The sequence below is a fragment of the Rhizobium sp. CC1099 genome, assembly GCF_029714385.1.
GTDB lineage: Bacteria > Pseudomonadota > Alphaproteobacteria > Rhizobiales > Rhizobiaceae > Rhizobium.
Window position 1 is genome coordinate 1,123,516 of sequence record NZ_CP121641.1, and the last position, 26,740, is coordinate 1,150,255.

Consider the following 26,740-nt stretch of genomic DNA (forward strand, 5'->3'; position numbering starts at 1 on the left):
CGGCCTCCCGCGCTGAAGCTCTCCCAAAAACATATGCCTGTAAAGAACAAAAAGAGAACTGGCGACTATTGGCCGCAGATCGATTGACCGGTTTCGTCGTTCCACTGCTCGATGGTGATCACGCGCGGCGCGGCTTTTACGTCCTTTCCGTTCTTCTGCAACTTGCCGGTCAGCGCATTGTAGTCGCATGAACCGCCGGCATTGGGATCGAGCGTGTCGTAGTGATTGTGGGTGTAGCCGGCGACAACGAATTGCTTGTTGCGGTAGGCAAGCGTCAGCGTCAGATCCCAGCGCTCGCGGCCGATCGCGCTGTTTTGGGAATGGACTGCAATGGAGGATTTGCCGGCAGCCTTGATCGTGGGCTCTTGGCCGAAAACGCCGTCTGTATCCGTGCTGCCCCAGATCTTACTGGGCGCGCTTGCCGAAAGCCTGAGCAGTTCGTGGTCGGCGTCGCGCAGATAGATGTAGATGCCGATCTGCTCTTTTCTCTCCGCATCGGCCGGTGCGACGAGGATAGCCAGATCCAGCTTGCCGTCGCCGTTCCAGTCTCCCGTCGCGCCATCGACGATGGCGCCAGGGTTTATGTCCGCAGCCGACGTCGCCGTTGCGACGAGAATGGCGGTGAATGCAATGACAACCCTCATAATTCTCCTCCGGTCCGCCGTTAACTATGCGCAAATGATTCCTGTTGACAACAGAACAATAGCGGAACAAATTGGAAACATAACGAGTAAAGGAGAGCCAGATGACTGACATGATCCGTGATATCGCAGCATTCACCTCCATTGCAATGTTCGTTGCCAGCTTTTCATTGATCCTCATGGCACTTTAAGTTTTCAGGGGACCGCATCGCTTTCATGCGGTCCGCACAAGGGACTGCTTCTGGACATCGCTGTCATCAACGCCGACAATGCAAACCGATTCATTCGGGCGATTGGAAGGGTATGAAATGGCGGATGCGCACAGCGGCTTCGTCGGCGGTACGCCGGGTTTCGTGCATCTGCGTGTCCACTCGGCTTATTCGCTCCTTGAAGGGGCGCTGCCGCTGAAGAAGATCCTTTACAAGGCATCGGGCGATAGCCAGCCGGCGATCGCCATCACAGACACCAACAATCTGTTCGTCGCTCTCGAATTTTCGCAAAAGGCGATGGAAGAGGGGCTACAGCCGATCATCGGCTGCCAGCTGTCGATCGATATGGACGGCCTGGAGACAGAAAGGCGCGGCGGTCAGCAGGCGCTGGCCAAGCTGCCCTCGATCGTCGTGCTTGCCGCGACCGCGGAAGGCTACGAGCGGCTCGTCGATCTCGTCAGCCGCGCTTATCTCGGCGGCGACGACAACCAGGCGGTCCATATCAGGGCATCCTGGCTGGAAGAGGCCGGAACCGAAGGGCTGATCGCGCTGACGGGTGCGCTTGGCGGTCCCGTCGATGGGGCACTGAAGCAGGGCCATGCCGCGCAGGCGCAAACCCGGCTGCTTGCCCTGAAGCGCCTCTTCCCAGACCGGCTCTATGTCGAATTGCAGCGCCACGGAACCTATGACAAGCGCCATGAGCAGAAGGTCGTGGGGCTTGCGTATGAGCACGATCTGCCGTTGGTGGCGACCAACGAGGCCTTCTTCCCGACGCGCGACGATTATGATGCCCATGATGCGCTGATGGCCGTTGCCCATAACGCCATCGTCTCGGACGACAGCCGCTTCCGCCTGACGCCGGACCACTATTTGAAGAGCCGCGCCGAGATGGCGAAACTCTTTGCCGATCTGCCGGAAGCGCTGCAAAACACGGTCGAGATCGCCCGCCGCTGCTCCTTCGTACTGAAGACCCGTAAGCCCATCCTGCCGCGCTTTACCGGCGCCACCGACGATCCCGAGGAGGCGGAACGCGCCGAAGCGCTGGAGCTCCGCCGGCAGGCGGAGGAGGGCCTCGACATGCGCCTTTCGACGCTCGGCATGTCGCCCGGCTATGAGGAGAAGGATTACCGCGAACGGCTGGAATTCGAACTCAGCGTCATCGAGCGCATGCGGTTTCCGGGCTACTTCCTGATCGTTGCGGACTTCATCAAATGGGCAAAGCAGCATGATATCCCTGTTGGCCCCGGCCGCGGTTCCGGTGCAGGCTCGCTCGTCGCCTATGCGCTGACGATCACCGACGTCGACCCGTTGCGCTTTTCGTTGCTCTTCGAACGCTTCCTCAATCCGGAACGCGTCTCGATGCCCGACTTCGACATCGACTTCTGCCAGGACCGCCGCGAAGAGGTGATCCGCTACGTGCAGCAGAAATACGGCCGCGCACAGGTGGCGCAGATCATCACCTTCGGTTCGCTGCAGGCGCGCGCTGCCCTCCGCGACGTCGGCCGTGTGCTGGAAATGCCTTACGGCCAGGTCGACAAGATCTGCAAGCTGGTGCCGAACAATCCGGCCAATCCGACGCCGCTCTCCAAGGCGATCGAGGAGGAGCCAAAGCTTCAGGAGGAGGCAGCGAAGGAGCCCGTGGTGGCGCGCCTGCTCGATATCGCCCAGAAGATCGAGGGCCTTTACCGCCACGCCTCGACGCACGCCGCCGGCATCGTCATCGGCGACCGGCCGCTCTCGAAGCTGGTTCCGATGTATCGCGACCCGCGCTCCGATATGCCGGTCACCCAGTTCAACATGAAGTGGGTCGAGCAGGCCGGCCTCGTAAAGTTCGACTTCCTCGGCCTGAAAACGCTGACGGTACTGAAAGTTGCGGTCGATTTCGTAGCCAAACGCGGCATCAAGGTGGACCTCGCCGCGATCCCGCTCGATGACAAGAAAACCTACGAGATGCTCTCTCGCGGCGAAACGGTCGGCGTGTTCCAGGTGGAAAGTGCTGGCATGCGCAAGGCGCTGATCGGCATGAAGCCGGACTGCATCGAGGACATCATCGCCCTCGTCGCCCTTTATCGCCCGGGCCCGATGGAAAACATCCCGACCTACAATGCCCGCAAGCATGGGGAAGAAGAGGTGGAGTCGATCCATCCGATGATCGATCACCTGCTCAAGGAGACACAGGGCGTCATCGTCTATCAGGAACAGGTGATGCAGATCGCCCAGGTCCTGTCCGGCTATTCGCTCGGCGAAGCCGATCTTCTGCGCCGCGCCATGGGCAAGAAGATCAAGGCGGAAATGGACCAGCAGCGCGAACGCTTCGTCGACGGTGCCATCAGCAACGGCGTGTCGAAGCCGCAAGCCGACAACATCTTCGAGCTGCTGGCAAAGTTCGCAAACTACGGCTTCAACAAGTCGCACGCCGCCGCCTACGCTATCGTCTCTTATCAGACGGCCTATATGAAAGCGCATTACCCGGTCGAGTTCCTGGCCGCGTCGATGACGCTCGATATGTCGAACACCGATAAGGTCAACGATTTCCGGCAGGATGCCAAGCGCCTCGGCATCGAGGTCATCGCACCCTCGGTTCAAAGCTCGTTCCGCCAATTTGAAACCGGCGACAACCGCATTTATTACGCATTGGCGGCGCTGAAGGGCGTCGGCGAAAATGCCGTCGATCACATTGTCGAGGTGCGCGGCGACGAGCCTTTTGCCAGCATCGAGGATTTCTGCCTGCGCATCGATCCGCGCCAGGTCAACCGGCGCGTGCTGGAAAGCCTGATCTATGCCGGCGCCTTCGATTGTTTCGGCCAGGATCGCGCAGAGCTCGCAGCCGGCCTTGATCGCATTCTGGGCTATGCCCAGCGCGCGCAGGAAAATAAGCTGAGCGGCCAGTCGGATATCTTCGGCGGCGCGCTGTCGTCCGGACCGGAGAAAATCGCGCTGCCGCCGTTTTCGCCGTGGCTCGCTTCCGAGCGGCTGCTCAAGGAGTTCCAGGTGTTGGGCTTCTACCTGACGGCGCACCCGCTCGACAGCTACAACAACATCCTGCAGAAGATGCGGGTCCAGACCTTTGCGGAATTCTCCGCCGCCGTGAAGCAGGGCGCAACCAATGCCCGGCTTGCCGGGACTGTCATTTCGAAGCAGGAGCGCAAGACGCGCACCGGCAACAAGATGGGCATCATCGTCTTTTCGGATTCGTCCGGACAGTTCGAAGCTGTGCTGTTCTCCGAAATGCTGAACCAGTACCGCGACGTGCTGGAACCCGGGAAGTCCTTTGTGCTAACCGCCACCGGCGAGGAGCGGCCGGAAGGCGTCGGTCTGCGCTTGCAGACGATCCAGTCGCTCGAGGAAAAGTCGCTGCAGATGCAGAAGTCGCTGCGCGTTTATGTCCGCGATTCCGGTCCTCTGCGCGCCGTTGCGGCGCACCTGAACGCCAAGGGCGACGGCCTCGTTTCCTTCATCGTCATCAAGGAGGACGGCAAGCGCGAGGTCGAGGTCGAACTGCCGCAAAAATACCGCATCACACCGGAAATTGCCGCCGCCTTGCGCGCCGCCCCCGGCATCGTCGATGTCGAGCTTGTCTAGGTCATGAACTGCCTGAACCAGAATCAGGGAACGCCCCGTTCCTGAAGAAAGGCTTGGGTGATCTGCTCCGCTAGCCATGCCATCTCGCCGGCGGGAATCTGCAGCACGCCATGCTCGGCCATGAGCGCGTGGTACTGTTGCTCTTCGAGGGGTACGCCCGCAGGCAGAGGAACCACATGGAAATGGAGGTGGCTGTTGGCTTGCTGGCTGCCGAGTGAAAGAACGTAGATTCTTTCAGCCTCGAATGCTTTTTTCAGCGCCCGAGACAAGAGGTGTACATGCCCTTGCAATCGCAGGTATTCTTCGGTCGAGAGATCCTGAGGCAAGTCTTCGCGGTGTTTCTTTGGGGAAACCAAACAGTATCCGGGCAGCGTTGGATACTTACTGAGAAAGATGATCGTCTCCTCATCCTCGAAAATGCGATGATGGAAGAACGCAGGATCTCCGCTCACCAGCCCGCAGATAAAACAGGGCCTTGTCGCTATATCGCGCAGGTAGGCTTCGAGATTGAACGGCTGGCGTTTGCCCATGCTGAACATCATCAGGACCATGCGCATAAATCAAGATTTCTTGCGCTGCCTTTTCAATTTCAAGCGAAGGTTGTTTTGAGCGCCTTCGCCGCATCCTGCGTGTGGTCTCTGCGGTCAATGAAGTTGCGTGCCCGAGGGATTGGGTCATGCAGATACTGATCGGGACCCAGCATCTTGCGTTGATTTAGCTCGGCCGTGCTGAGCGGATCGAAATCGACTCCCTCGATCGCGCAGCCCCACCCAAGATTATGAGATGCCCACCCCTTCCGATGGTGTTCCAGAAGCCGTTCGCGCCCGGAATAACCGTGATAATCGAAGGCGATGATGCCGTTCGTCACATACATATGGCCTCCTGCAAAACCCTCGTTCGGAATGATCCGCTCAGCATGGAAACCTTCGAGCGGCGGACGCTGAAGGAAGACACCGGCGAGGATGTGGCAGGCGCCATAGCCAAAGAAGATACGGTCAGGCAGCGCCCACCGCTTTTCAGGATTTTTCTTGATGCCGTGTTTCAGGACATACATGCGTGAGCATTTCCATTTTCGATCAGGCCACCACTTGGTTGATCGAACGTTCCAAATGAATCGCTCTATCATGCAACCAGTATTTCATTGATTGCGACGAGATTGCAATTAGGCGTTATACGCCATGCCTGCAAAATCGATAACTCAGGCGGTGCCGGAACCAACTGCAAAAGAGCTGCCGGTACGACGGCCGTGCCGCCAGCCATCGATGACTTTGCGCTCTAGCGCGTAATTGTGATGAAATCCGTGCCGGCGCCGGTCTCTGGGCCGATGCCGGTGTCGGAAATCGTCAGAGTCGAGCCTGCGGCCAGCATGCCGCCGATCCGGCGGCGTGTTTCGTCGGGTATCGTGATGCGGTCGAGCGCGTTGGCGATCGGCGTGCCGGTCACGATCGAACTCTCGTTGGCGACGATCCCGAGCCGCTTCATTGCCTGCCTGGAAAGATCGTTCTTGAGCGTCACGCCGAGCCAGTCGGCCTTGCCGTTTTTGGCGTCGACGGCGTGCAGTGCGAAGAAATGCGTGCCAAGTGCCTGCCGTGGATTGTCGATCGTCAGCGGCGCCTCGAGGACTGGCATGAAATCCTGCCGCACCATGATAATGCCGTTCGGCGGCTCGCCCTTGCCTGCCGCAGCGTAAACTTCCCTAAGGAGGGTGTCGCTGACGAGCTCTTTGTCACCTTTGAATTGTGCAGGCCGCAGCGCCTTGAAGGTGTTGATGGCCTGAATGGTGGCCGTGCCGACAAGGCCGTCGGGTGTGCCCGTCGAAAAACCCAGCTGGTTGAGATAGGTCTGGATATCGATCACCGTCTCGCGCTCGGTGCGCCGGGAGATGAGAATGCGGATCGGATCGGTGTTTTCCGGTGCCGCGACCTGCGCGACAGGCGGTGGCGCGGCGTTGTTCATCGCCAACTGAACAGGCTCTCCGCGGTTTTCGCCGATCGCCGGGCGCAGTTCCGCATCCGAAAGCAGCAGTGGCGGTTCCGGCAGATCGGGACGGAAGAGATTTGGATGCGCGATCGGCTCGGGCGCCACTTCGGCATCGCTGACGATGACCGGCACGCTGAGATCCGTCATCTTGTAGAGTTGCTTGGCAAAGGCGGCGGGCATGCGCACGCAGCCGTGGGAGGCCGGATAGCGCGGCACGGAATTCGATTCATGAAGCGCGATGCCAGACCAGGTCAGTCGCTGCATCCACGGCATCGGAGCTGCCGAGTAGAGGTTGGACTCGTGGTATTTCTTTTTTTCGAGAACGGAAAAGATACCGTTCGGTGTCGTGTGGCCGGCCTTGCCGGTCGAGACTTTCGAGGTCGCGATCACTTCTGTGCCGTCATAGACGACAAGCGACTGCTTGTCCTTGGAAACAAAGATTTGCAGGGTGCGGGCATCCACCGCAAAGGCAGGGTGATGCACGAGTGCGGTCGCCGACAGCAAGCCGAGGCCGAAAACAAAACGCGAGAACATGTGAGCCAACCAATACGCAATACTTGTCCTTCATATACGGCACGATGCTTAAGGAAGGCTTGAGCGTTCGTTGGATCGGCGCTCACGCATGGGTGATCTTTGGCCGCCACAGCCGTGTACTTGCGATTGCCCGATTATCCGTCGCGTTTGCCGCTGCCGAACGTATAGCCGGTCTCCACGGTCTTCTTGCCGAATTTCTCGCGCAGCTTGTCCATCGCGGTTTCCGCCGCCGCGCGCCGGGTGGATTGCTGGTCGATGAGGTCCGGCGGGTCGGCGCGCGCCGGGTCGCAAAGGTCGGTGACGCCGATGCCGATCAGGCGGAATTTCGTGCCGTCCGTTTCCTTCTCCAGAAGCTCGATGCCGGTTCGGAAAATCCTGTCGGCAAGCTGCGTCGGGTCTTCCAGCTTCCGGTTGCGCGTGCGGGACTTGAAGTCCGTCGTCTTCATCTTCAAGACGACGGTATTCCCGGCAATGCCGCTCTTCTTCAACCGCCAGGAGACCTTCTCGGAGAGACTGCGCAGGATCGGCACCAGCTCGTCATAGCGTGAAATATCGTCAAAGAAGGTCGTCTCCGAGGAGACGCTCTTTGCCGGATCGTTGAGGTGAACCTCGCGGTCGTCGATGCCGCGCGAAAGGCGCGCGAGCCTCTGGCCGATACTGCCGTAGCGGCGCATCAGGTCCGTTTCCTCCATCGTCTGCAATTGTCCGATTGTGCGGATGCCATCCGCTTCGAGCGTTGCCGCGAAAGCCTTGCCCACGCCCCAGATCGTCGTCACCGGGCGCGGCGCCAGAAACTCCACGGCTTCTTCGCGGCCGATGACGGAAAAGCCGCGCGGTTTCTGCAGGTCTGAGGCCACCTTGGCGAGGAACTTGCAGTAGGACAGCCCGACGGAAACCGTGATACCGATCTCCTTTTCGACGCGACGGGCGAATTTCGCGAGCGTGCGGGCCGGCGGGTCATGGTGCAGGCGCTGGGTGCCGCCGAGTTCGAGGAATGCCTCATCGATCGAAAGCGGCTGCACAAGCGGCGTCAGCTCCTGCATCATGGTGCGGACCTCGCGGCCGACCTTGACGTATTTCTCCATATCGGGACGGATGACGACCGCCTGCGGGCATGCCTCCAGCGCCTTGAACATCGGCATGGCGGAGCGAACACCGTGGATGCGGGCGATGTAGCAGGCAGTGGACACGACGCCGCGCTTGCCGCCGCCGATGATGACCGGCTTGTCGGCGAGCTCCGGATTGTCGCGCTTTTCCACCGCCGCATAGAACGCGTCGCAATCGATATGTGCGAGGGTCAGATCATAGAGTTCCTTGTGCCGCACGAGGCGCGGGCTGCCACAAGCCATGCAGCGGCGCGCCTCGCCCTTCTGCTCGGCAAGGCAGTCGCGACAGAAGCCGGGTGTCTTGTCAGGGGTGGGGGTCATCGTGGTGAGAACAAAGATTGAACATTGTGAGACTACGCCTTAAACTTCCGAGTCTCAAGAGACTGGAGAGGTTTGGCTTTGGATATCGATCTGCGTTTTGAGCCGGTGACGCCGGAGCGCTGGACAGATTTCGAGACGGCCTTCGGTCCGCGCGGTGCCTTCTGTGACTGCTGGTGCGTGGCTCTCAGATTGCCGCATGCAGTGCGCACCAAAATGCGGCCGGATGAGCGGAAAGAGTATATCAGAAACCGCATCGCCGCCGGTCCGCCGCCCGGCATTCTCGCCTATGCGGATGGCCAACCGGTCGCCTGGGTGCAGGTGGGACCGCGCCAAGATGTTGCCCAATTCAACTCGCCGCGCACGGTTTCCCGGCCGCTGGCGGAGGGCGATGTGCTGGACCCGTCCATTTGGGCTGTGAGCTGTTTCTTTCTTTCGCCGCCACTGCGTGGCAAAGGTCTCAGTCATCGCCTGCTGCAGGGCGCGATCGATCACGCGCGGCAAAACGGCGCGCGCTGTCTCGAAGGCTGTCCCATCGACCATACGAAGCAGTCGAAGTCGGTCACGCTCTGCATCGGCTCGACCGCGATCTTCGATGCGGCGGGCTTCGAGCCGGTGGCGCGGCGAAAGGACGGGCGGCCGCTCATGCGGTTGGATTTGCTGCAGTGAGGCTTCGAGCCGCGTCGGCTTCAGTGAAATGACGGCCGATCAGCGATGCAGCCTCGTTCCAGTCGTGAATCCGCTGAATGTCGTCCATGGCCGCAGGCGCGAAACGGTGAATTTCGGAGACCGGCATCAGATGCAGCAGAAGGCAGTTGTCGACATGTTCGCGCACCGAATGAAGATTGACCGCCATGTCGTCGATGAAAGCAACGGGCAGGGGGCGCATGCCATGCAGCGCCTTGACGACCGGCCCTTTCGGCTGACGGGTCGCAAGCAGCGGGTAGGGAAGGCTGAAGCGGTCGAGCAACCGCCGCCGTTGATCCGCATAGACCGGCGGCATTGCGGTCAGGAAAACGATATCGGCAGTGGCGGAGAGCCTGCCGAGCGTCTCCGTGGCCCGCGAAAGTGGCAGCTGCCACTCCTCCTGCCGTTCGAAGAAGGTTTCGATCAGCCGGCTGACATGGATAACCTCGAGCGCAACCCCATCTTTAGAAACGATATTGCCATGAAGATGAAAGGAACGCGGCAAAAGCTCATGCCCTTCGCTGAGAAGAAACCGCTGAAAGGGATCGATGAACTGCAGCACGACGTCGTCGACGTCGCAGACGATCAGCGGCCGGTCGCCGAGCCGCACATGCGAGATGTCGAAAGTCCCGGTCTCCATTGCGCTCAGTATTCTCCGGAATCGAGGCCGGGAGAGGAGAAATGCCGCCATACGGCAGCGAGCGTATCTGGCTTCGTGCCGGTCGCCTCGCAGAAGGCCACCGCCGTTGGCTCGTGGTTCATCAGGAAATCCAGCATGCCGGCGAGGAAGCCAGGATCGTGGACGGCGTTGCGGACCTGGGCAGGCTCCACGCCCGTCAGCGCCAGGAAACGCGAGAACATGTCGGGTTCATTCGCCAGCCAGCTGAGAACGGCAATCGCCGTTTCCTGGGGATCTGCGGCCAATTGTTTGGAAGTCTTGAAGTTGCTTTGCATTTCGCTGGGTAAGTTACCTTTTCTTCAACCAAATACCGGTAGTTTACCACTATCGGTTTCCTGGATTCGTGCGCGCAGTCTTCTGTCACGGCGCGATCGGCTGCAGGGACGAGACGTAGGGACAAGCGTGCCATGCCCAAACAGGTGATGATTGTAGAAGATAACGAGCTCAACATGAAGCTCTTTCGCGACCTGATCGAGGCGTCCGGCTATACGACAATTCAGACCCGAAACGGAATGGAAGCGCTTGATCTTGCTCGAAAATACAAGCCGGACCTGATCCTTATGGATATCCAGCTTCCGGAGGTTTCCGGCCTGGAGGTTACCAAATGGCTGAAGGAAGACGACGAACTGCATGTCATCCCGGTGATTGCGGTGACGGCCTTTGCAATGAAGGGCGACGAGGAGCGTATCCGTCAGGGCGGCTGCGAAGCCTATGTCTCCAAGCCCATCTCGGTTCCGAAGTTCATTGAAACGATCAAGACCTATCTCGGTGATGCCTAGCGCATCTGAAAGACGTTTATGACTGCGCGCATATTGGTGGTTGATGATATTCCGGCGAATGTGAAGCTGCTCGAAGCGCGGCTTCTCGCGGAATATTTCGACGTGCTGACGGCGGCGGACGGCTATCAGGCGCTGGCGATATGCGAGCGCAACCAGGTCGATCTCATCCTGCTCGATGTGATGATGCCGGGGCTTGACGGCTTCGAGGTCTGCGCGCGTCTGAAGGCGGGCGCGAAGACCTCGCATATTCCCGTCGTGATGGTGACGGCGCTGGACCAGCCGGCTGACCGCGTGCGCGGCCTGAAGGCGGGCGCCGATGATTTCCTGACCAAGCCGGTCAACGACCTGCAGCTCATCTCCCGCGTGAAGAGCCTTCTGCGACTGAAGACGCTGAGCGATGAACTGCGCATCCGCGCCGAAACGGCCGAGACGATGGGGATCGACGATCTGCTGCGTGCCGGCGAAGGGCGCCCGGAAGAAGCCGGACAGATTCTATTGGTCGACAGCCGCGCCAATTCGCAGGAGCGTATCATCAAGGCGCTGAAGCCGATCGCCGATGTCACGGCCATCTCCGACCCGCAGGCAGCCCTGTTCGAAGCTGCCGAGAACGCCTTCGAACTCGTGATCGTCAATGCCAATTTCGACGATTACGATCCCCTGCGGCTCTGCTCGCAGTTCCGATCGCTGGAGCGTACCCGTTTTCTGCCGATCCTGATCATAACGGAGCAGGGCGCTGACGACATGGTCATCCGGGCGCTTGATCTCGGCGTCAACGACTACATTGTCCGTCCGGTCGATACGAACGAACTCGTCGCCCGGGCCCTGACGCAGATCCGCCGCAAGCGCTTCAACGACCGCCTGCGCGCCAGCGTCAAGCAGACCATCGAGCTTGCCGTCACCGATCCCCTGACGGGTCTCAACAACCGCCGCTACCTCGACAATCATCTCAAGGTTCTCTTCAACCGCTCGATGGCCCGGGGGCGGCCGCTATCCGTGCTGATCACCGACATCGACCGCTTCAAGCAGGTGAACGACACGCACGGCCATGATGCCGGCGACGAAGTGCTCAAGGAATTTGCCAACCGCATCCGCTCGACCGTCCGCGGCGCCGATCTCGCCTGCCGCTATGGCGGCGAGGAGTTCGTCGTGGTGATGCCGGATACGTCGCCTGAGGTGGCTGCCGCGGTTGCCGAGCGCCTGCGGGCCTCCGTCGAAAGCATTCCTTTTGGGTTGAAATCGGCAGGGCAGGAGCTGAAAGTCACCGCCTCCTTCGGTATCTCTTCGCGCCTGTCCTCGGTCATCACGCCGGACCAGCTTATGAAGCAGGCTGATCTTGCTCTTTATGAAGCAAAGAACACCGGCCGGAACCGCGTCGTTGCTGCCGCAGCCTGAAGGCAATACTGTCTCAGGACCGGCGCAGGACATCGTTTTCCACCGGAAAACGCCGAACATTACAAATTTGTAATCGTGGCCTTGGCAAAGGACACGCTTCTTTTGTGGAAAAGACCCGGAAATGGATCACTGCCGTCGGTGACCCTCTTAGGGTGCATCTGCCCCCGCTGGAAGAACAAAGGCGCTCTGTCAAAGAATACACGGATAGCGGCAGGCGGCTATGCAAGCAGTGCTATTTCCCGAATGGAAATGTTGCGACCTTACGTAACGTCAACATCCGGTAAAGTTACTGCTATGTGCCTATTGGTTTCTTTGCAAAGCTGGTTCATTTCCTGAGCGCCTAAGTCATTAGGCTGATCTCCACCTGCCCCAAAATTGGACTTTTAACCATAGGAACAGGCAGGAATAGCTCATCATTAAGAATTTGTTGATTTTCTTTCTTTTTTGCGCAAATTATTGGCTCATAAGAGAAAAGCACTCCCTCTTGAGGAGTCCGCATACCCCATGATGCTCAGGTCCGCCGCATCTCCTGGGTCGTGGGGTCCGGTCGGCTAGCTCGCAACTTTTCGCGGTTCCTCGTGCCGCCTTGCCTGCTGGCCGACCCCCTTTGCCTGAAAAACGCCGTCTTTCCCATCACGGAGAAAGACGGCGTTTTTGTTTGCGCTGAGAGGGCAAAAACACAATCCAGGAATGAAAAAAGCGCGCAGCCAGACGGCGCGCGCTTTTTAAACAACCTGAGATCAAGAATTACTTGATCTTGGTTTCCTTGAACTCGACGTGCTTCTTAGCGACCGGGTCATACTTGGTCTTCGTCATCTTGTCCGTCATCGTACGGCTGTTCTTCGTCGTGACGTAGAAGAAACCGGTGTCGGCCGTCGACAGCAGCTTGATCTTGATTGTGGTAGCCTTGGCCATGGTTGTCCTGCCTTTACGAAAATGAAAGCCGTGGAAAGCCGGATGGGCTCCACGGCAAATTCTGGCGCGAAACTACGAATCCGGCCCGAAAAGTCAAGCCCGCTTTCGGAGGAAAAGCAGTCTTATGCCGGCCAGCAAGGCATAAAGCCCGAAGAAACAGGCAATCGCATATGCAAAACCATTGTTTCCGGCAACGTCGATAGCAACTCCGATTGCCTGCGGGCCGGCAACGGTGCCGACGGCATAACAGAAGACGAAGGCGGCATTCGCCGCTGCAAGATCGGAACCTGTCAACCGGGAACCGAGGTGGCTGAGGCCGACGGTGTAGAGGCCGGCAACGCAACCGCCCCAGAAAAGCAGGACCCCTGCCATCATGATCCAGCTGTGGGACAGCAGCGGAAGCATCAGCGAGCCGATAAGGCCCATGAAGGCCATGGCGGCAAGCAGCGGGCGCTTGTCGGAAATCCGGTCGGAGAGCATTCCGACCGGGATCTGAAAGATCACATTGCCGATACCCATGACCGTCAGCAGCAGTGCCGCCTGCGATTCGGTGAAGTTCGCGCGGATCGCATAGATCGGGAACAGTGAAAGGCCGCCCGCCTCGACCGCGCCGAAAATGAAGACTGCGGCCGTTGCCGTCGGTACCAAAAAGACGTAGCGCATGAAGTGCAGCTCCGGCTTCTCTTCTAGGATCGGGCTTTCGTGTCGCGCGATAAAGATCGGGATGGCCGCAAGCAGGATCGCGGCTGCGCCAACCAGAAACGGCAGTATGCCGTCGCTGCCGAGAATCGAGAAGAGCAGGGGGCCCGCCGCGAAACCGAGCGAAAGCACTGTCGCGTAGATGCCAAGCACGAAGCCTCGTTTCGTAGGCGGTGAGGCGGCATTGATCCAGAACTCGGACAGGATGAACAGGGTCGTCGTCGCGCCGTGGAATGCAAAGCGCAAAGGGAACCAAAGCCAGAAATTCTCGGCGTAGTAAAATCCGAGCGAGCTGAGCGCGGAAATCACCACCGCCCAGAGCATTGTCGGGGCGACCCCGTATTTATGCGCGAGCTTTGTGGTGATCGGGGCGGCAGCCATGGCGGCGATCCCTGCCATGGCCGTATTCAGGCCGATGAGCGTTGAGGGGATACCGCGCTTTTCCAGGATGATGCTGAGAAGCGGAAGTCCGAGGCCGATCGCGATACCGACAGCGGAAATCGACGAGACGGCGGCAACCAGCGACGGCCAATGGATTTCCTCGACATCGCCCGGTGTGCCGTTTCTCGGCTGAGACATGAATCCATCCTTGAATGACTGAAACGAATCGCCCGTTTGTGGCACATAGAAAGACACACGCGTGCCAAATCCAAGTGACGGGTTGTGCTTTACGGAAAGTCCGGTGCCGATGGCAATAGATCAAATAATCCAGCTCGTGATCACTCAGGACTGGCGCTGCAATCCTGCAGCGCCGGCGAGCGTTGCCCACTACACGCGAATTATGTCTGGACGGTGAAGGTGCAGGACTGCTTACGATGAGCGCCCGCGGCCGGGGATATCGTAATCGTCGTGATCGTCGTTCTGGTCGCCGAAACCATGCAGGCGAAGCGCCCATTGCAGGCCGATGACGCCGCCCTTGATCGGCTGGATCGAGACGAGGGCGGTCAGAACGGTGATGGGAGCCCAGATCGCCAGCGTCAGCCAGAGCGGCAGCGGCCAGATCATGTCGGTCATCATGTAGCCGCCGACCACGACGTGGCCGAGAACGAGGATGACGAGATAGGGCGGCAGGTCGTCGGAGCGGTGATGGTGCATGGCCTCGCCGCAGGCGGCGCAATGGTCGACGGGCTTCAGAAAAGCCCTGAAAAGCTTGCCGCTGCCGCAATGCGGACAACGGTTCAGCATGCCGCGCATGATGGAGCGGCCGAGCGGGCGCTCGGCCTTTTCTGCGTCCCCATAGCGGACCGGTTGTTCGGTCGATGCAGTGGTCATGATCGTTCCTTTTCGAGCGTCCCTACACGCACGAAGCGCCGCAACCCGCCGCCTGGCGGAGAAGCGACGCTCCTTACTTCAAATGCAGAGCATCCCGAAAAGGATGCCCTATCGCCGCCCCCTTGGCGGCCTTGTCCCGGCCATCTTGCGGGCCTGCCGGTTGTCACGGCGGCCTGCCTTGTGGAACGAGCGCACTGCCGTCGGCATATTGCGTCCTTCGCTTATCATCTCGAAGCGAAGCGCGCCGGCGAGCGGGATCGCTTCGGCAAGCTTTACGGTGACATCGTCTCCGAGACGGTACCCCAGCCCGGTCCTCTCACCCGACAGCGCCTGATGCGCCTCATCGTAGATGAAGTAGTCCGTGCCGAGCGTAGATATAGGTACGAAGCCGTCGGCTCCATAGTCGGGGAGGGCGACAAATAGTCCCGATTTCGTGACGCCCGATACGCGCCCTTTGAACTCTTCCCCGACACGCGTGCTGAGATGATGGGCGACCAGCCGGTCGACCGTCTCGCGCTCCGCGGCCATTGCACGGCGCTCGAAGGTGGAGATTTCGGCGGCGATGTCGTCGAGCGCGGCCTCTTCCTGCGGTGTGATGCCGCCTTCGCCGAGACCGAGCGAGCCGACCAGCGCACGATGAACGATCAGGTCCGCATAGCGGCGGATCGGCGAGGTGAAATGCGCATATTTCATCAGGTTCAGCCCGAAATGGCCGATATTTTCCGGGCTGTAGATCGCCTGGCTCTGCGAGCGCAGGACCATCTCGTTGACCATCGTCTGATGCGGCGTGTTCTCGGCTTTTGCCAGGATGCCGTTGAAGCTGTTCGCCCGCACATTGCCGCCCTTAGCAAGCGAGATGCCGAGCGTCGCCAGAAATTGGCGCAGGATCTCCTGCTTGGCGAGCGTCGGGCCGTCGTGGACGCGATAGATTAGCACCTGACGCTTCTTCTCGAGCGTTTCGGCCGCGCAGACATTGGCCTGGATCATCATTTCTTCGATGAGCTTGTGCGCGTCGAGCCGCGGCGGCACGACGACGCGGTCAACCGTGCCGTCCGGTTTCAGCAGGATCTTGCGCTCGGGCATATCGAGTTCGAGCGGCTGGCGCCTCTCACGGCCGCGCCTTATCACTTCGTAGGCGTGCCAGAGCGGCTTCAGGATCGGTTCCAGCATCGGCCCGGTCTTGTCGTCTGGCTTGCCGTCGATCGCCGCTTGCGCGTTGCTGTAGGAAAGCTTCGCCGCACTTTTCATCATGATGCGGTGGAACGTATGTCCGGCCTTGCGGCCTTCCTTCGAGAAGACCATGCGCACGGCAAGCGCCGGCCGGTCGACGCCTTCCTTCAGCGAGCAGAGATCGTTGGAGATGCGCTCCGGCAGCATCGGCACGACGCGATCGGGGAAATAGACCGAATTGCCGCGCTTCAGCGCTTCGCGGTCGAGTGCCGAATTGGACCTCACATAGTAGGAGACATCGGCGATCGCCACGGTGATGATCACGCCGCCCGGGTTGTCGGGGGAAGGGTCCGGTTCGGCATAGACCGCGTCGTCGTGATCCTTCGCATCGACCGGGTCGATGGTGATCAGCGGCACGTCGCGCCAATCCTCGCGATGCGACATCGTCGCGGGCCTGGCCGCATCGGCTTCGTCGATCACCGGCTGCGGAAAGACATGCGGAATGCCGTGCGCGTGGATCGCGATCATCGAGATCGCCTTTTCCGAGGCGACGGAACCGACGACCGACAGCACCTTTGCGCGCGGCAGGCCGAAGCGTCCGAGGCGCGCGATCTCGACTTCGACGAGGTCGCCGTCCTTGGCGTCGCCGGTATAGTCCGGATCGATCAGCATTTCTTCGCCGCGCCGTTCGATCGGCAGCAGCCGTCCAGCGCCGCCGGGGGCGGTGCGGAAAACACCCATGGTCGCGCCGCGGCGCTTGTCGATGATCTTGATGATGCGCGCGGTATAGGCCGGTCCGCCGCGGTCAGCCGCCGGGAAAATCTTCGCCACGACGCGGTCACCCATTCCGGCAACGGGTGTCTTTCCCTTGCCCTGACGTCCGGCAGGCGACGTCTGGCGGATCGCGACGGCAGGCGCAACGCCCTGATCCTCCGGCCATTCCGCCGGCCGGGCGATCAGTTCGCCGTCCTTGTCGCGTGTGGTGATGTCGAGGACGGTTACGGGCGGCAGTGCGCCCGGCCGGATCAGCGACTTCCGTGTCTTCTGCAGCATGCCTTCCTGTTCGAGGTCCCGTAGCATGTGCTTGAGTTCGACGCGGCTGTCGCCCTTGAGGCCGAAGGCCTTGGCGAGCTCGCGTTTGGACGCTTTTTGCGGATGTTCGGCGATGAAGCGCAAAATGACTTCGCGCGACGGCAATGCGCCGTGCACGATGTTCAGCGGTTCGACGGGAGCGGCATCGCGGCTCGCGCGGCCGATCTTCCCCGGGCGCTTGCCCATGGTCTTCGTTCTTTCGCGCGGATTCCTGCTCACTCTCAGCTCTTCTTCGTTTTCGCGGGCGCTTTCGCTTTCGCAGCGGCTTTAGCCTTGGACTTGGCGGCGCTTTTCGTCGCCTTGCCTTCGGAAGCGGCAGCCTTTGCCTTCGGTTTTGCTCTGCCCTTGGCCGCCGGCGCCTTGCTGGCCTTGGCGGCGATCAGGGCCAGCGCCTCCTCGACCGTGATTGCCTGCGGATCCTTGCCCCTCGGCAGCGTGGCGTTCACCTTGCCCCAGCTCACATAGGGACCATACTTGCCGTCACGAACGGTGATTGCGCCGCCATCCGGATGCTCGCCCAACTCCTTGAGCGCCGCCGGTGTTCCACGTCCGCGGCCGCCCGGAGCCTTGTTCGCCTTCTCGGCAATCAGCGTTACCGCACGGTTGAGGCCGATCGAAAACACGTCCTCGACGCTTTCCAGATTGGCATAGCCGCCGTCATGCAGCAGGAATGGGCCGTAGCGCCCGATACCGGAGGAGATCATCTTGCCGGTTTCCGGGTGCTTGCCGATGTCGCGCGGCAGCGAGATCAGCGCCATCGCCTTCTCGTAGTCGATGTCTTCCGGCTTCCAGCCCTTCGGCAGCGAAGCGCGCTTGGCATCCTTGCCGTCGCCGCGCTGGATGTAAGGGCCGAAGCGGCCGGAGCGCAGCGTCAGCTCCTCGCCGGTCACCGGATCGGTGCCGAGGTTCTTCGGTTCGTTTTGTGCCCCACCTTCGGCTTCTGCGCCGTTTTCGGAGGTGAGCTGGCGGGTGTAATTGCATTCCGGATAGTTCGAGCAGCCGACGAAGGCGCCGTATTTGCCGAGCTTCAGCGACAGGTTGCCGGTACCGCAGACCTGGCAGATGCGCGGATCGCTACCGTCCTCCCGCTTCGGGAAGACGAGCGGCGCCAGCTGTTCGTTCAGCGAGTCGAGCACATTGGTGACGCGCAGTTCCTTTGTATCCTCGATCTGCGAGAAGAAATCCTTCCAGAAATCGCGAAGCACCTGTTTCCAGTTGAGCTCGCCTGCCGAGATCCGGTCGAGCTTCTCTTCAAGGTCGGCGGTGAAATCGTATTCGACATATTTGGTGAAGAAGCTCTCGAGGAACGCCGTCACCAGCCGTCCTTTGGAATGGGGGATCAGCTTGCGCTTGTCGATCGTCACATATTCGCGGTCGCGGAGCGTTGCGAGCGTCGCGGCGTAGGTGGAGGGACGGCCGATGCCGAGCTCTTCCATCTTCTTGATCAGTGTCGCTTCCGAATAGCGCGGCGGCGGTTCGGTGAAGTGCTGCGTCGAGTTGATTTTCTGCTTTGCGAGGTTCTCGCGCGCATTAATCTCCGGCAGGCGGCCGCCTTCGTCGCCTTCGTCGCTCTGTTCGCCGTCTTCCTTCTGGTCGGTGTAAGCCGCAATGAAGCCGTCAAACCGGATGACGGATCCGACGGCGCGCAGGCCGGCCTTCTGGCCATTGTTGTCAGCAGTGATTTCGGCCGTCGTGCGCTCGATTTCGGCCGAGGCCATCTGGCTCGCAATGCCGCGCTTCCAGATCAGGTCGTAGAGCTTGATCTGATCGGCATCGAGGAATTTCCGCACGCGGTCAGGCGAACGGTAGAAATCCGTCGGACGGATTGCTTCGTGCGCTTCCTGGGCGTTCTTCGCCTTGGTGGAATAGAAACGGGCCTTCTCCGGCATGTAGCGCTCGCCGAACTGATCGACGATGGCGCGTCGCGCCGCATCGATCGCTTCGGGTGCCATCTGCACGCCATCGGTACGCATATAAGTGATGAGACCGACCGTCTCGCCGCCGATATCAACACCCTCGTAGAGTCTCTGGGCGATCTGCATCGTGCGCGATGCAGAGAAACCAAGCTTGGAGGAGGCCGCCTGCTGCAGCGTCGAAGTCGTGAACGGCGGTCCCGGGTTGCGCTTGACGGGCTTTGCCTCGACGCTGTCGACGACATAGGCCGCACCCTCGAGCAGGGATTTCAGCTTGGCGGCGTCTTCGCCATTGGCGATCGATCGCGCCTGCAACCGTTTGCCATTGGCTGCAACCAGCTTGGCCTCGAATTCATCCCCGCGCGGCGTCTTCAGGAGGGCCGAGATGTTCCAGTATTCTTCAGAGATGAAGCGCTCGATCTCGGTTTCGCGGTCGCAGACGAGACGCAGCGCGACCGATTGCACGCGACCGGCCGAACGGGCGCCCGGCAATTTGCGCCAGAGAACCGGCGAAAGATTGAAGCCGACGAGGTAATCGAGCGCGCGGCGTGCGAGATAGGCATCGACCAGCGGTACGTCGATGTCCCGGGGCTCGGCCATCGCGTCCAGAACCGCCTTCTTGGTGATGGCGTTGAAGACGACGCGCTTCACCGACTTGCCGTTCAGCACGCGCTTCTTGTTCAGGACGTCGAGCACGTGCCAGGAGATCGCTTCACCCTCGCGATCCGGGTCGGTTGCGAGGATGAGCCCGTCGGAAGACTTCACCGCGTCTGCGATATCCTTCATGCGCTTGGCCGAGGCGCTGTCGACCTCCCAAAGCATTTCGAAGTCCTGGTCAGGAAGAACAGAGCCGTCCTTGGCAGGCAGATCGCGCACATGGCCGAAGGAGGCAAGCACCTTGTATCCGGAGCCCAGATACTTGTTGATCGTCTTGGCCTTGGCAGGCGATTCCACCACTACAACATTCATCATGATTCTCTAAAAAACTACCGCGCCCGGCGAGGAGAAGAGCGTAATACTTGCCGCCCGAAGAATACCGGCCCTCCGACATGGACAGGGAAATCGTTCCGGTCAAGGGGTTTGCTGAATTTTAGGCGTTACAATCCAATGCAACCAAAGAGCGATTAAGAACGCATTGCAATTTAAGGTATTATGGTTATCGTTTTTCAAGTCGGCCAGGGCTCCTTGCAAGCAACGGTCCGTAATCGTCCAGAGACCCTTCATGGCGCCTAAGGTTGAAAAGAAGAACAGCGATGGATCGGCCTCGCGGGGAAAAATCGCATCCATCCGCCAGAATGCTCGCCGAGTTGCGTCAGGTCGCCGAAAAGGAAGAGCTGGATTATGCTGTGCTGTCTGATCGAGATGGCCTATGTCGAGGCCGGCGAGCTTCACAACCGCATGTAGGAAGCTCGATCGCCCATCGCAAGGGAGACGAGGTAGCCGGGATGCCGGTGCAGCCTTGCGCCGATATCAAGCTCAAGCAGAAACGAGATAGACCGCCGGGACGGAGAGCCCGGTGTGCCGGATGATCGTATCGATCTCGACCGGTGTCGGCCCAGCGCATCGACGATCCTGGCGCGCTCGGGAACATCGGCCGGCAGCATGTCCCTTCCGCCAGCGGGGCACCTTCGATCTGTCTCACGTCGACGAAGGGACGCCGAATTTGCGCCGGTTCCAGTTCCCGATGCGCCTCGGCTTCGGTCGCGATCCGGGTTGCGCGCGTGGCGCCGCCGCGCGGCGAGAGCTCCGAAAGCACCGAGAGCGCGGTTTGCGCGAGCCGAAAATGATTGATGAGGTCGCGGAAGGTGGGCGGGGCCGACATTCTCGGAGCGATCAGCCGCAGCTAGGCAATCCGTTGCCGTTTCCTCAGCGCAATTCCCTTCGGCCTTGCGCTTGCCGCGTCCATCTTATCCCTTTGCCCCGATCTTGCTCTCCGTCCCACTCATGAGGCGGGAAATGTTGGCCTTGTGCTTGTAATAGGAGATGACCGACATCACGGCCATGACCGCTGCAACCTTCTCGGCTCCCAATATCCACAATGCAACCGGGATGACAAGCATCGCGACCAGCGCCGACAGCGACGAGTAACGGGTGGTAAAGGCAACCGCGAGCCATACGGCGCCGAAAAGCAGAACCATGACCGGCGCGACGCCAAGCAGCGTGCCGATATAGGTGGCAACGCCTTTGCCGCCCTTGAAGCCGATCCAGACGGGGAAGAGGTGGCCGATGAAGGCAAAGAAGCCGGCAATGATGCCCGCTTCCCCGCCAAGGAAATAACCGACGATCCAGGCTGCGGCCGACGCCTTCAGCGCATCGAGCAACAGGGTCGCAGCCGCAAGCTTCTTGTTGCCGGTGCGCAGCACATTGGTCGCGCCGATATTGCCGGAGCCGATGCTGCGCACATCGCCGAGCCCCGCCGCCTGCGTCAGGATAAGGCCGAAGGGGATGGAGCCCAGCAGGTAGCCGATCGCGGCCGCCGCAAGCGCCAGCGGCGGTGTAATCTGCCAGGTCATCAAGTCAGAGATCATTTACTCCATCCCTTTCGTCCAATGGGCTTACCCCTCACCCTGACCTCTCCCCGCAAGCGGGGCCAGGGAACCTGCACAGCGGGCGCGCTGCGAGTCACCTTCACCACGCCTGCGGGGAGAAGGTGCCCGGCAAGGCGGATGAGGGGCAACTCCCAATTTATTCCAATCCGTAAACCAGCTTCCCCGCGACATAGGTCGCGACAGCCCGTCCGCTGAAGCGCGCATCCTCGAAAGGCGTATTCTTCGAGCGCGAGAGAAGCATGTCTTCCGAGACAAGCCAAGGCTCGTCGAGATCGATCAGCGCGATATCGGCTTTGGCATCCGGCTTTAGCGTGCCGGCTTTCAGGCCGAAGATCTGCGCAGGGCGCGTCGACATCGCATCGATCAGCCGCATCAGACTCACCTGGCCGCTGTGGTGGAGGCGCAGGGCCGCTGCAAGCATCGTCTCAAGACCCACTGCGCCATCAGCCGCTTCGCCGAAAGGCAGCCGTTTGGTATCGACATCCTGCGGATCATGCGAAGAAACGATGATGTCGATTGCGCCTCTCGCCAGCGCATCCACCATCGCCACGCGGTCGTCTTCGGAGCGCAGCGGCGGATAGAGCTTGAAGAAGGTACGGTACTCGCCGATGTCGTTTTCGTTAAGCGCCAGGTTGTTGATCGAGATGCCGCAGGTCACCTTGGCGCCGCGGGTCTTCGCACGCTCGATCGCCTCGACCGACTCCGGTACCGAGATCATCGCCGCATGATACGTGCCGCGTGTCAGCTGCGCGATGCGGAGGTCTCGTTCAAGAGGAATGAGTTCCGCTTCCTTCGGAATGCCCCCGAGACCGAGCCAGCTGGCAAGCAATCCTTCATGCATGACGCCGGTGGCGCCGAGATATTTGTCGCGGGTCTCGCAGGAGATGACGGCGCCGAATTCCCGCGCATAGGTCATCACCCGCCGCAGCACCTGCGTGTCGTGAACGCTGGAACGGCCATCCGTGAAGGCGACGGCTCCGGCTTCCATCAGCAGGCCGATCTCGGTCATCTCCTCGCCGGCCAGATGCTTGGTGATCGCCGCAGCCGGATAGATGTTGACGAGCGCCGTGTCCCTCGCCGTTTTCTTGACGAATTCGACCAGCGCGATGTCATCGATGACAGGATCGGTGTCTGGCATCATGATGATCGAGGTGACGCCTCCTGCGGCCGCCGCCCGGCTCGCCGAAGCGATCGTCTCGCGGTGTTCGGCGCCCGGCTCGCCGATATTGACGCATGCATCGACCAGGCCCGGCGTTGCGACGAGACCGCTGCAATCGCGAACCGTGGCGCCTTCCGGCGCCCCCTGGTTCTGCGCATCCTTTCCGGCTGCCGCAATCATGCCGTCCTTGACGATGATCGTGCCGATCTCATCGAGATTGCGCGAAGGATCGATGATGCGAACATTCTTGAGAACGATCGAGTTCGTCATGCCCGCGGCCCCCGGTTCTGAGACACAAGCAAGGTCTCCATCACCGCCATGCGCACCGCGACCCCCATTTCCACCTGTTCGGCAATCACGCTCTGCGGTCCATCCGCCACCTCGGATGAGATTTCCACCCCGCGGTTCATCGGTCCCGGATGCATCACCAGCGCATCGTCCTTGGCAGCTTTCAGAGTTTCCGCATCAAGCCCATAGAAATGGAAATATTCCCGCACCGAAGGCACGAAGGCGCCGGACATCCGCTCGCGCTGGAGGCGCAGCATCATAACCACATCGGCGTCCTTCAGCCCTTCCTTCATCGAGTGGAAGACCTCGACGCCCATCTCCGCGATGCCGGCCGGAAGCAGCGTCGCCGGTGCGACGACACGGACCCGCGCGCCCATGGCATTCAGAAGCAGGATGTTCGAGCGCGCCACCCGCGAATGGAGCACGTCGCCACAGATCGCCACGATGATGCGCGACAGCCTGCCCTTGGCGCGGCGGATCGTCAGCGCGTCGAGCAGCGCTTGCGTCGGATGCTCGTGCTGGCCGTCGCCGGCATTGACCACCGAGCAGGAGACCTTTTGCGCCAGGAGTGCGGCGGCACCGGCGCTCGAATGGCGGATCACCAGCACGTCCGGCCGCATCGCATTCAGCGTCATCGCCGTATCGATCAGCGTTTCGCCCTTCTTCACCGAGGAATTGCCGACCGACATATTCATGACGTCGGCGCCAAGGCGCTTTCCGGCGAGTTCGAAGGAGGCTTGCGTCCGTGTCGAGGCTTCGAAGAAGAGGTTGATCTGCGTCAGGCCGCGAAGGGTCGATGTCTTCTTCTCGCGCTGCCGGCTGATCTTGACGGCCTCATCCGCCTTGTTGAGCAGGTAGGTGATATCCTGCTCCGTGAGGCCTTTTATGCCGATGAGGTGGCGGTGGGGAAAGAAGACCATGAACCTGCCTCTTGCTGTGTCACGCGCTCTATAATGAGTGGCGCGGTGAGGGGCAAGCATGTGCTGCGGACAAAGGCTTACGTCCCCATGCAATTTTGTCGTAAATTCGCTAGAGCTGAAGCGGGAAAGCTCGAACTTCCGCTTTCCCTTTGCCTGTCTCTTGCACTAGAAGCGACTCATGACATCCGCTGAAGAAAAACTCGCCGAGCTGAACCAGCCAAGTCTCTGGTCCGGCATCAATGCCTACCGGTCCGATCCGCTGATCGTCGACTTGACTGCGGCGTTGCCGCGCGGCACGCGCGAGGACCTGGAAAACATGGGCCGCTACGTGACCTCGCCGGAGGCGCAGGAGCTGGCGCGCATGGCAAACCAGGGTACGCCGCAGCTTCGCACCCATGGCCCGCGCGGCGAGCGTCTGGATGTCGTCGAGTTTCACCCGGCATGGCATGCACTGATGCGCCGCTCGATGTCCGTCGGCCTGCATTCCTCAGTCTGGGATCCACAGGCCGATGCCGACGCCAAGGATCAGGCGCACAAGATCCGTGCGGCCCGCTTTTACCTCACTGCCCAGCTCGAATCCGGCCACCTTTGCCCGCTGACGATGACGAGCGCTTCGGTGGCAGCACTCTCCGCTTCGCCTGCCGTGCAGAAGGATTGGGCGCCGAAGATCCTCTCGCGCAAATATGATTCGTCGAACAAGCCTGCCATGCAGAAGTCTGCCGTGACAATCGGGATGGGCATGACCGAGAAGCAGGGCGGCACCGACGTCCGCTCCAACAAGAGCACAGCCGAAAAGATCAGCGAAGGCATTTACCGCCTGTCGGGCCACAAATGGTTCATGTCGGCGCCGATGAGCGATGCCTTCATCATGCTGGCGCAGACGAAGGAAGGCGTGGGCTGCTTCCTGGTTCCGCGCCTGCTGGAAGACGGTTCGGCCAATGGCCTGCAATTCCAGCGCCTCAAGGACAAGGTCGGCAACCGCTCGAACGCCTCCTCCGAAGTCGAGTTCAGCGATACCTTCGGCTTCCTGCTTGGCGGCCCGGATGCAGGCATCCGCACGATCCTCGACATGGTGACGTTGACGCGTCTTGACTGCGCGCTTGCCTCGTCGGGCATCATGCGTGCCTCGCTTGCCGAAGCCGTGCACCACACCCGCGGCCGCAGCGTCTTCGGCAAGATGCTCGTCAACCAGCCGATCATGACCCGCGTGCTGGCCGATATGGCGCTCGACGTCGCGGCCGCAACGGCTCTGTCCTTCCGCCTCGCTGATGCTTTCGACAAGGCCCGCGGCAATGCGGAAGAGGCTGCCTACGCCCGCGTCATGACGCCGGTTGCGAAATACTGGTGCTGCAAGATCGCGCCGGCGCTCATCTATGAGGCGATGGAATGCATCGGCGGCAGCGGCTACATCGAGGAGCGCCCGATCGCCCGCCACTACCGTGAAGCCCCGGTCAACGCCATCTGGGAAGGCTCCGGTAACGTGATGGCGCTCGATGTGCTGCGTGTGCTGACGCGCGGCAAGGATCTCTTCGAAACGGTGTTCACCGGCCTTGCCCGCGACCTCGGCCCGGCCGGCAAGAAGACGATTGACGTCCTTCGCGCCGCAATGGCGCTCTGCGAACGGGACGAGGGCGCGGCCCGTCTGCTGGTTGAACAGCTTGCGCTCGCCGCCGCCGCTGCCGAGCTCTACCGCCTCGGTGCCGGCCGCATCGCCGACGCCTTCATCGAAACGCGTCTCGCAGGCGGCTGGCGAGCGACCTACGGCATGCTCGATTCCCGCTTCGACGCGACCTACATCGTGGACCTGCTTTATCCGCCGGCAGGTTAGGGCAAGATAACACCCCGAAGTACTTGCGCATGGGTTCGAAATCTAAATCGTGATGCAACAGGCTGTGACCGCTCCCAGAGTTCGTCCATAGCTTTGCGCTGTGCCCGGCGCCGGATGAGATCTTGCAGGGCTTCCTCGATGGTCGCTTTTTTCGTCGGCAAGCCTTTGAGGCGCATTGCCTGTTCCCTTAGCTCGTCGTCGATGTCTACATTGGTTCGCATGTTGGCCGCATGTGTATCTTTGGCCGAATTACACATTCGTCCATTTCAAACAATATCCCCAGGCTTTCCGAGACCTGCCCATTGTCGGCAAGCTAAGGCTTCGCTACTCACCGCATAGTGACAGGCTGGGCGATCCGATATGTTGAATGAATCCGCGGTACTTGAAGCTCTTCCGCAGGCTGCAAGCGAAGCTGATAAGCGCGTCCGCGACCGCGGTGCGACCGAAAAGGCGATCCTCAGGGCGGCCAAGGCGCTGCTCTCGGAAGAGGGGTTTCAGAATTTCGGCATTAACGCGGTTGCCCGCCGGGCCGGATGCGACAAGCAACTGATCTATCGCTATTATGGCGGTCTGAACGGCCTTGTCGAAGCGATCGGCGCCGATCTCGGCACCTGGGTCAGGGACCGCATTCCGGAAGATACCGGCGGCATGTTTCTGCTCACCTACGGCGATCTCATGGAGCGCCTGGCGTTGCTTTTCCTCGAGGCGCTTCGCGACGACCCGCTGATGCGCCGCATCGTCGCCTGGGAAGTCTCCGAGAATACGGAGCAGGTGAGGCGGCTTGCCGAATCCCGCTCGAAGGCGCTGTCGCAATGGCTGGAGCGCATGAAGGGCTCGCTGGCGCCGCCGAAGGGCGTCGATGCCGCCGCCGTCAACGCAATTCTCATTGCCGCGATCCAGCACCTCGTGCTCTCGGCTTCGGCAGGCGGCCAGTGTGCGGGCCTTGCGCTGAAGACCCCCAAGGATTGGGAAAAAGCAGCAACCGCTTTGAAGCGCATCGTTCGCGGCGTTTACGGCTGACGCGGCTT

22 protein-coding genes and 2 pseudogenes are annotated in these 26,740 nt (G+C 60.8%); 6 read left to right on the forward strand and 18 right to left on the reverse strand.

The window, feature by feature from the left end; all coding sequences use genetic code 11:
* Positions 1 to 65: 65 nt before the first annotated feature.
* Positions 66 to 644, reverse strand: a complete 579-nt coding sequence (locus tag QA644_RS05635) for a hypothetical protein (protein ID WP_239599300.1) — start codon at positions 642 to 644, stop codon at positions 66 to 68.
* 305 nt (positions 645 to 949) lie between these two features.
* On the opposite strand from QA644_RS05635, the gene dnaE reads away from it, so the two are divergent.
* Complete coding sequence (dnaE, locus tag QA644_RS05640; RefSeq protein ID WP_239599299.1) at positions 950 to 4,432, forward strand: DNA polymerase III subunit alpha; 3,483 nt, start codon at positions 950 to 952, stop codon at positions 4,430 to 4,432.
* 23 nt (positions 4,433 to 4,455) lie between these two features.
* On the opposite strand, the gene QA644_RS05645 is transcribed toward dnaE, so the two are convergent.
* The 4 genes from QA644_RS05645 to QA644_RS05660 form a co-directional block, all read right to left on the reverse strand.
* Positions 4,456 to 4,962: an HIT domain-containing protein gene (locus tag QA644_RS05645; protein WP_283072334.1), complete on the reverse strand. Its 507-nt coding sequence runs from the start codon at positions 4,960 to 4,962 to the stop codon at positions 4,456 to 4,458.
* A gap of 59 nt (positions 4,963 to 5,021) precedes the next feature.
* The gene (locus QA644_RS05650; RefSeq protein ID WP_194729418.1) at positions 5,022 to 5,486 is read right to left on the reverse strand and encodes a hypothetical protein; all 465 of its coding nucleotides are present in this window, start codon (positions 5,484 to 5,486) and stop codon (positions 5,022 to 5,024) included.
* 221 nt (positions 5,487 to 5,707) lie between these two features.
* Entirely contained in the window at positions 5,708 to 6,946 is a 1,239-nt protein-coding gene (locus tag QA644_RS05655; protein ID WP_283071421.1) for a L,D-transpeptidase family protein, read from the reverse strand.
* 134 nt (positions 6,947 to 7,080) lie between these two features.
* Entirely contained in the window at positions 7,081 to 8,373 is a 1,293-nt protein-coding gene (locus QA644_RS05660) for a DNA polymerase IV (protein ID WP_239599297.1), read from the reverse strand.
* A gap of 78 nt (positions 8,374 to 8,451) precedes the next feature.
* Here QA644_RS05660 and QA644_RS05665 point away from each other — a divergent pair, with 78 nt between their 5' ends.
* Positions 8,452 to 9,039: a GNAT family N-acetyltransferase gene (locus QA644_RS05665; RefSeq protein ID WP_283071422.1), complete on the forward strand. Its 588-nt coding sequence runs from the start codon at positions 8,452 to 8,454 to the stop codon at positions 9,037 to 9,039.
* Here the strand turns inward: QA644_RS05665 and QA644_RS05670 are convergent.
* Both QA644_RS05670 and QA644_RS05675 read right to left on the reverse strand, forming a co-directional pair.
* Positions 9,014 to 9,697, reverse strand: a complete 684-nt coding sequence (locus QA644_RS05670; protein ID WP_074067454.1) for a hypothetical protein — start codon at positions 9,695 to 9,697, stop codon at positions 9,014 to 9,016. The two genes, QA644_RS05665 and QA644_RS05670, sit on opposite strands and share 26 nt — an antisense overlap.
* A gap of 5 nt (positions 9,698 to 9,702) precedes the next feature.
* Positions 9,703 to 10,011 carry a DUF3572 domain-containing protein gene (locus QA644_RS05675; protein WP_092583059.1) on the reverse strand — a complete coding sequence of 103 codons (309 nt, stop codon included), beginning with the start codon at positions 10,009 to 10,011 and terminating at the stop codon, positions 9,703 to 9,705.
* Between the two features lie 132 nt (positions 10,012 to 10,143).
* On the opposite strand from QA644_RS05675, the gene QA644_RS05680 reads away from it, so the two are divergent.
* Together QA644_RS05680 and QA644_RS05685 are read left to right on the forward strand one after the other, a co-directional pair.
* Positions 10,144 to 10,515 carry a response regulator gene (locus QA644_RS05680; RefSeq protein WP_022714852.1) on the forward strand — a complete coding sequence of 124 codons (372 nt, stop codon included), beginning with the start codon at positions 10,144 to 10,146 and terminating at the stop codon, positions 10,513 to 10,515.
* An 18-nt stretch (positions 10,516 to 10,533) separates the two neighbouring features.
* Complete coding sequence (locus tag QA644_RS05685) at positions 10,534 to 11,907, forward strand: PleD family two-component system response regulator (protein ID WP_283071427.1); 1,374 nt, start codon at positions 10,534 to 10,536, stop codon at positions 11,905 to 11,907.
* 747 nt (positions 11,908 to 12,654) lie between these two features.
* Here QA644_RS05685 and rpmG read toward each other — a convergent pair.
* The 10 genes and pseudogenes from rpmG to QA644_RS05735 form a co-directional block, all read right to left on the reverse strand.
* Positions 12,655 to 12,822, reverse strand: a complete 168-nt coding sequence (gene rpmG, locus QA644_RS05690; RefSeq protein ID WP_003547442.1) for a 50S ribosomal protein L33 — start codon at positions 12,820 to 12,822, stop codon at positions 12,655 to 12,657.
* Positions 12,823 to 12,915: 93 nt separating this feature from the next.
* Positions 12,916 to 14,100, reverse strand: a complete 1,185-nt coding sequence (locus tag QA644_RS05695; protein WP_039844585.1) for an MFS transporter — start codon at positions 14,098 to 14,100, stop codon at positions 12,916 to 12,918.
* A 231-nt stretch (positions 14,101 to 14,331) separates the two neighbouring features.
* Positions 14,332 to 14,793 carry a DUF983 domain-containing protein gene (locus QA644_RS05700; RefSeq protein WP_194729423.1) on the reverse strand — a complete coding sequence of 154 codons (462 nt, stop codon included), beginning with the start codon at positions 14,791 to 14,793 and terminating at the stop codon, positions 14,332 to 14,334.
* Between the two features lie 108 nt (positions 14,794 to 14,901).
* Entirely contained in the window at positions 14,902 to 17,274 is a 2,373-nt protein-coding gene (rnr, locus tag QA644_RS05705; RefSeq protein WP_283071429.1) for a ribonuclease R, read from the reverse strand.
* A gap of 2 nt (positions 17,275 to 17,276) precedes the next feature.
* Positions 17,277 to 19,937, reverse strand: a complete 2,661-nt coding sequence (gene topA / locus QA644_RS05710) for a type I DNA topoisomerase (RefSeq protein WP_239599295.1) — start codon at positions 19,935 to 19,937, stop codon at positions 17,277 to 17,279.
* Positions 19,938 to 20,356: 419 nt separating this feature from the next.
* Positions 20,357 to 20,551 (reverse strand): annotated as a pseudogene (locus QA644_RS05715) (hypothetical protein); the annotation flags it as partial.
* Between the two features lie 83 nt (positions 20,552 to 20,634).
* Positions 20,635 to 20,874 (reverse strand): annotated as a pseudogene (locus tag QA644_RS05720) (DNA-protecting protein DprA); the annotation flags it as partial.
* Between the two features lies 1 nt (position 20,875).
* Positions 20,876 to 21,496, reverse strand: coding sequence for a glycerol-3-phosphate 1-O-acyltransferase PlsY (gene plsY / locus QA644_RS05725; protein ID WP_074067465.1), 621 nt, complete (start codon positions 21,494 to 21,496; stop codon positions 20,876 to 20,878).
* Positions 21,497 to 21,653: 157 nt separating this feature from the next.
* The gene (locus QA644_RS05730; protein WP_283071430.1) at positions 21,654 to 22,946 is read right to left on the reverse strand and encodes a dihydroorotase; all 1,293 of its coding nucleotides are present in this window, start codon (positions 22,944 to 22,946) and stop codon (positions 21,654 to 21,656) included.
* The gene (locus tag QA644_RS05735) at positions 22,943 to 23,884 is read right to left on the reverse strand and encodes an aspartate carbamoyltransferase catalytic subunit (protein WP_283071431.1); all 942 of its coding nucleotides are present in this window, start codon (positions 23,882 to 23,884) and stop codon (positions 22,943 to 22,945) included. The genes QA644_RS05730 and QA644_RS05735 overlap by 4 nt, the downstream gene beginning before the upstream one ends.
* 178 nt (positions 23,885 to 24,062) lie before the next feature.
* On the opposite strand from QA644_RS05735, the gene QA644_RS05740 reads away from it, so the two are divergent.
* On the forward strand, positions 24,063 to 25,712 hold the full coding sequence (locus QA644_RS05740) for an acyl-CoA dehydrogenase family protein (protein ID WP_074067469.1): 1,650 nt from the start codon (positions 24,063 to 24,065) through the stop codon (positions 25,710 to 25,712).
* On the opposite strand, the gene QA644_RS05745 is transcribed toward QA644_RS05740, so the two are convergent.
* Entirely contained in the window at positions 25,709 to 25,969 is a 261-nt protein-coding gene (locus tag QA644_RS05745) for a type II toxin-antitoxin system VapB family antitoxin (RefSeq protein ID WP_349254106.1), read from the reverse strand. The genes QA644_RS05740 and QA644_RS05745 overlap by 4 nt on opposite strands.
* Positions 25,970 to 26,072: 103 nt before the next feature.
* On the opposite strand from QA644_RS05745, the gene QA644_RS05750 reads away from it, so the two are divergent.
* Positions 26,073 to 26,732, forward strand: a complete 660-nt coding sequence (locus QA644_RS05750) for a TetR/AcrR family transcriptional regulator (RefSeq protein WP_194729428.1) — start codon at positions 26,073 to 26,075, stop codon at positions 26,730 to 26,732.
* The last annotated feature ends 8 nt before the right edge of the window (positions 26,733 to 26,740 follow it).

Excerpts from the sequence above, each read along its gene's own strand:
- QA644_RS05645 (WP_283072334.1), bottom strand. The coding sequence starts at position 4,962 with ATGGGCAAACGCCAGCCGTTCAATCTCGAAGCCTACCTGCGCGATATA.
- QA644_RS05735 (WP_283071431.1), bottom strand. The coding sequence starts at position 23,884 with ATGGTCTTCTTTCCCCACCGCCACCTCATCGGCATAAAAGGCCTCACG.
- QA644_RS05675 (WP_092583059.1), bottom strand. The coding sequence starts at position 10,011 with ATGCAAAGCAACTTCAAGACTTCCAAACAATTGGCCGCAGATCCCCAG.
- QA644_RS05740 (WP_074067469.1), top strand. The coding sequence starts at position 24,063 with ATGACATCCGCTGAAGAAAAACTCGCCGAGCTGAACCAGCCAAGTCTC.
- QA644_RS05730 (WP_283071430.1), bottom strand. The coding sequence starts at position 22,946 with ATGACGAACTCGATCGTTCTCAAGAATGTTCGCATCATCGATCCTTCG.
- QA644_RS05700 (WP_194729423.1), bottom strand. The coding sequence starts at position 14,793 with ATGACCACTGCATCGACCGAACAACCGGTCCGCTATGGGGACGCAGAA.
- QA644_RS05660 (WP_239599297.1), bottom strand. The coding sequence starts at position 8,373 with ATGACCCCCACCCCTGACAAGACACCCGGCTTCTGTCGCGACTGCCTT.
- QA644_RS05695 (WP_039844585.1), bottom strand. The coding sequence starts at position 14,100 with ATGTCTCAGCCGAGAAACGGCACACCGGGCGATGTCGAGGAAATCCAT.
- QA644_RS05680 (WP_022714852.1), top strand. The coding sequence starts at position 10,144 with ATGCCCAAACAGGTGATGATTGTAGAAGATAACGAGCTCAACATGAAG.
- QA644_RS05670 (WP_074067454.1), bottom strand. The coding sequence starts at position 9,697 with ATGGAGACCGGGACTTTCGACATCTCGCATGTGCGGCTCGGCGACCGG.
- dnaE (WP_239599299.1), top strand. The coding sequence starts at position 950 with ATGGCGGATGCGCACAGCGGCTTCGTCGGCGGTACGCCGGGTTTCGTG.
- plsY (WP_074067465.1), bottom strand. The coding sequence starts at position 21,496 with ATGATCTCTGACTTGATGACCTGGCAGATTACACCGCCGCTGGCGCTT.
- QA644_RS05650 (WP_194729418.1), bottom strand. The coding sequence starts at position 5,486 with ATGTATGTCCTGAAACACGGCATCAAGAAAAATCCTGAAAAGCGGTGG.
- QA644_RS05655 (WP_283071421.1), bottom strand. The coding sequence starts at position 6,946 with ATGTTCTCGCGTTTTGTTTTCGGCCTCGGCTTGCTGTCGGCGACCGCA.
- rpmG (WP_003547442.1), bottom strand. The coding sequence starts at position 12,822 with ATGGCCAAGGCTACCACAATCAAGATCAAGCTGCTGTCGACGGCCGAC.
- QA644_RS05685 (WP_283071427.1), top strand. The coding sequence starts at position 10,534 with ATGACTGCGCGCATATTGGTGGTTGATGATATTCCGGCGAATGTGAAG.
- QA644_RS05745 (WP_349254106.1), bottom strand. The coding sequence starts at position 25,969 with ATGTGTAATTCGGCCAAAGATACACATGCGGCCAACATGCGAACCAAT.
- topA (WP_239599295.1), bottom strand. The coding sequence starts at position 19,937 with ATGAATGTTGTAGTGGTGGAATCGCCTGCCAAGGCCAAGACGATCAAC.
- QA644_RS05635 (WP_239599300.1), bottom strand. The coding sequence starts at position 644 with ATGAGGGTTGTCATTGCATTCACCGCCATTCTCGTCGCAACGGCGACG.
- QA644_RS05750 (WP_194729428.1), top strand. The coding sequence starts at position 26,073 with ATGTTGAATGAATCCGCGGTACTTGAAGCTCTTCCGCAGGCTGCAAGC.